The following is a 3,842-nucleotide window of genomic DNA, read 5'->3' as shown; positions in this document are numbered from 1 at the left end:
GAAGGACGCGGTCGCGGCGTCGGCCTCGACCGGCCGGGGAATCGGGACCCGCCGGGAGACGGATCGGAGGCGTCGCTCGCGTCGGTGGTAGCGGACGCCGTCGGCGGTCTCGTCCGCGTCGCCCGCGCCGTTCGCCTCGCCCTCGTCGGCGACGCCGAACTCGCTCGACTCCTTGCGGGAGCCGGAAATCACGAGCGCGTCGTCGCGCAGTTCGACGTCGACGTCGTCGGCGTCGAATCCGGGGAGGTCGGCGACGACGGTGATCGACTCGTCGTCTTCGATCACGTCGACATTGACGTCGCGGACGCCGGGGAACTGCGGGACTTCGGGGGCGCTCCCCTCCAGCGTCCCGCCGAGTTCCTCGAACTCGCGGCCCATCCGTTCGAGCAGTTCCTCGATCTCGTCGAAGGGATCGCGTCGGGTCATACAGGACAGGATTCGAGACGGAGCGTCTTGAACGTACTGGCGGGGCGGGGGGCGGAGGCGATCGGAACCGGCGGGCGACAGACACTATCCGCTGGCGGCCCTGTCGATCGCATGGAGCTGTTCTGGCACCGCGGAGACGCCCGCACGCGAGACAACGCCGGCCTCGCGGCCGCCGCCCGAGAGGGGGAGGTCGTGCCGGTCTTCGTGTACGACGCCGACCTGCTCGCGACGGTCGGAGCGCGACAGCGCGCGTTCTTCCTGCGCCACGTGAAGCGATTGGAGGAGCGGTATCAGGCGCTGGGGAGCGACCTGATCGTCCGCGCCGGCGATCCCGACGAGGTCCTCGTCGACCTCGCCGCCGAGTACGACGCCGAGACGGTGTTCCACAACGAACACTACCGGGCGGCCCGCCGGAACCGACAGCGGGCGGTCGAGGAGGCGCTCGCGGCGGCGGGCGTCGAGACGGACTCGCGGACCGACCTGGTGATGGTCGACCCCGGGCGGTTGGAAGCGCGCTACGCGAACCACAGTCGGTTCCACGACGACTGGGAGACCGTTCCGAAGCGCCGCCCGTACGCGGAGCCGGACCCCGAGGCGCTGGCCGACGTGCGCGACGGCAAGACGGTTCCCGAGCCGGACGCCGATGTCGACCTCCCCGAGGCGGGGTACGAGGCCGCGCGCGAGCGGTTCGACGAGTTCCTCGATTACGGGATTACGTCGTACAACGACACGCGCGACGACCTCGCCCGGGCGGTCGACGCGCCGACGCACGCGGTCTCGCGGATGTCCCCATATCTGGCGACGGGCGCGATCGGGATCCGCGAGCTGTGGGCGGGCGCGAGCGACGTGTACGACGCCGTGACGGGCGGGGAGCGGCGCAACGTCGACAAGTACCGCTACGAGCTGTCGTGGCGCGAGCAGATGTACCACCTGCTGTACTACACCCCCGACCTCGCCGTCTCGAACTACAAGTCGTTCCCGAACGAGATCGCGTGGCGCGACGACGACGCGGGGTTCGAGGCGTGGACGCGCGGCGAGACGGGCTACCCGCTCGTCGACGCCGGGATGCGTCAGCTGAACGCGGAGGGGTATATTCACAACCGTCCGCGGCAGGTCGTCGCGAGCTTCCTGACGAAACACCTCCTGATCGACTGGCGGCGCGGGGCGCGCTACTTCACGAAGCAGCTGATCGACCACGACTACGCGTCGAACCACGGCGCGTGGCAGTGGACGGCCTCGACCGGGACCGACTCCGTCGATGTCCGTATCTTCGACCCGGTGAGCCAGATGTCGAAGTACGACGCGGACGCCCGCTTCGTGAAGGCGTACGTCCCGGAGCTTTCGGACGTGCCGGCGGGGAAGGTCGTCGATTGGCCGACGCTCTCGCGGACGGAACGCGAGTCGCTCGCTCCCGACTATCCGCACCCGATCGTCGACCGGAACGAGGGGTACGAGCGGGCGCAGCGCGTCTTCGAGGAGGCGCTCGGGAAGCGGTAGGCGGTCGACCGCGGCGTCGGATACCGCGTTCCGTATCCGAGTCCTTTTCGGCGGTCCCCGAGAACGCCTCCGCCATGTCCCCTGTCACGGTCGACGACGTCGAGACCGCCGCGGAGCGGGTCGCCGATACCGACATCGTCCAGCGCACGCCCGTCGAGCGGAGCCGGTCGCTGAGCGAGCGGTGCGGGGCGGACGTGCGCCTCAAGATGGAACACCTCCAGCGTACCGGCTCGTTCAAGACGCGCGGCGCGTACAACGCGATCTCGCTGGCGGTCGAAGGGACCGAGGGAGGAGAAGGGTCCGACGAGCCCGCGATCGAGCGCGTCGTGGCCGCGAGCGCGGGCAACCACGCGCAGGGCGTCGCGCTGGCCGCCAGCCGCGCGGGGGTCGACGCCACGGTCGTCCATGCCGAAGTTCGCCGCCCGTCTCGAAGGTGAAAGCCACCCGCGGGTACGGCGCGAGCGTCCGCCTGGAGGGCGTCGACTACGACGAGGCGCAGGCGTACGCACACCAGTTGGAACGCGAGGAGGGACGGACCTACGTCCACGCGTTCGACGACCCGGTCGTGATGGCGGGACAGGGGACGCTCGGCTTAGAGATCGTCGACGACTGCCCCGAACTCGACACGGTCGTCGTCCCGATCGGGGGCGGCGGGCTGATATCGGGGGTCGCGGTCGCGATCAAAGAACAGCTCCCGGACGCCCGCGTCGTCGGCGTTCAGGCGGCGGGGGCCGACTCGGCCGCGCAGTCGCTTGAGGCCGGCGAGGTCCGCGAGATCGAGGGCGTCGACACGATCGCGGACGGGATCGCGACGCGGTCGGTCGGCGAGCAGACGCTCGAAGTCATGGCGGAGTACGTCGACGAGGTCGTCACCGTCGACGACCGCGAGATCGCACTCGCGCTCACGCTGCTCTTGGAACGGTCGAAGACGCTCGTCGAGGGCGCGGGGGCGGTCGCGCTCGCCGCCGTCCTCTCGGAGGCGTTCGAGTACGACGACGGCGAGACGGTCGTCGCCGCGCTCTGCGGCGGCAACATCGACCTCAACCGCCTCGGCACCGTCGTTCGCCGCGGCCTCGTCCAGATGGGCCGGTACCTCAAGATCACGATCGACCTGAAGGACCGGCCGGGCGAACTGGAGCGCGTCTCCAGCATCGTCGCGCGCACCGGCGCGAACGTCTACGCGGTCCACCACGACCGCACCTCCCGCGACGTGGCGGTCAACGCCGCCGAACTCGAACTCGAACTCGAAACCGACGACGCCGAACACGCCGCCGACATCGTCGACGCACTCGAAGCCGAGGGGTACGAGGTCGAGATCCAGTCGTGAAACGTGCGACGAGCATTTATAAATAGGACTGCGGTGGCGTCGCCGGCGGCTTCGCCGTCGGCTTCCAGAGGCGCGTAGCGCCTCGCTGCGCGCCTCCGAGCGCCCTTTTAAGAGCGCGATGACCGCCAGCGACGAGGCTGGGGTGGTGTGAGGTGCGGTGTGGGGCGGGACTCGAAGGGGCAGTCCCGAGGAGCACAACGAGTGTGCGCCGTCCTCGCGGCTGGGGCTTCGGTGGTGTTCGTGTCGATCCGTCATTTATAAACAAAACACCAGTACAGCCGAGCGGCTGGGGCTTCGGCAGTGTTCGTGTCGATCGACGATTTATACGAGACAGATACGCATCGCCGAGCGGCTGGGGCTTTGGGAGTGGTCCGCGCTGATTCGCAGTCAGCTATTTATAAATGAGTGTCCAGAGCGGTGGCAGCAGTCGGCCCGTGGTCGATCAGTCGCCGAGCCCCGAAAGCGGAACCGAACGCTATCTTATAACAAACCGCAGTACCCCTCGATTATCAGTCGTCCGCGGTCGCGGCGTCGACCGCGCCCTCGTACAGCTCGCCGGCGCGCTCGCGCTCGGTGAGGTAGTCGTCGGCGT

At 69.1% G+C, this 3,842-nt stretch carries 3 protein-coding genes and 1 pseudogene; 3 read left to right on the top strand and 1 reads right to left on the bottom strand.

All coding sequences use genetic code 11. The features are described 5' to 3' along the window. A partial coding sequence (locus tag BN903_RS14270) for an Hsp20/alpha crystallin family protein (RefSeq protein ID WP_048078360.1) occupies positions 1 to 426 on the bottom strand: 426 nt, incomplete at its 3' end. Between the two features lie 111 nt (positions 427 to 537). On the opposite strand from BN903_RS14270, the gene BN903_RS14265 reads away from it, so the two are divergent. The 3 genes and pseudogenes from BN903_RS14265 to BN903_RS18230 all read left to right on the top strand — a co-directional run. After that, positions 538 to 1,923, top strand: coding sequence for a deoxyribodipyrimidine photo-lyase (locus tag BN903_RS14265; RefSeq protein WP_048078359.1), 1,386 nt, complete (start codon positions 538 to 540; stop codon positions 1,921 to 1,923). Positions 1,924 to 1,997: 74 nt separating this feature from the next. Then, positions 1,998 to 3,250 (top strand): annotated as a pseudogene (gene ilvA / locus BN903_RS14260) (threonine ammonia-lyase). 401 nt (positions 3,251 to 3,651) lie between these two features. Next, a partial coding sequence (locus BN903_RS18230; RefSeq protein WP_228841116.1) for a hypothetical protein occupies positions 3,652 to 3,842 on the top strand: 191 nt, incomplete at its 3' end.

This window comes from Halorubrum sp. AJ67, from assembly GCF_000513435.1.
The sequence above is the reverse complement of the archived record's forward strand: the minus strand, read 5'-3'. Positions and strand labels throughout refer to the sequence as shown.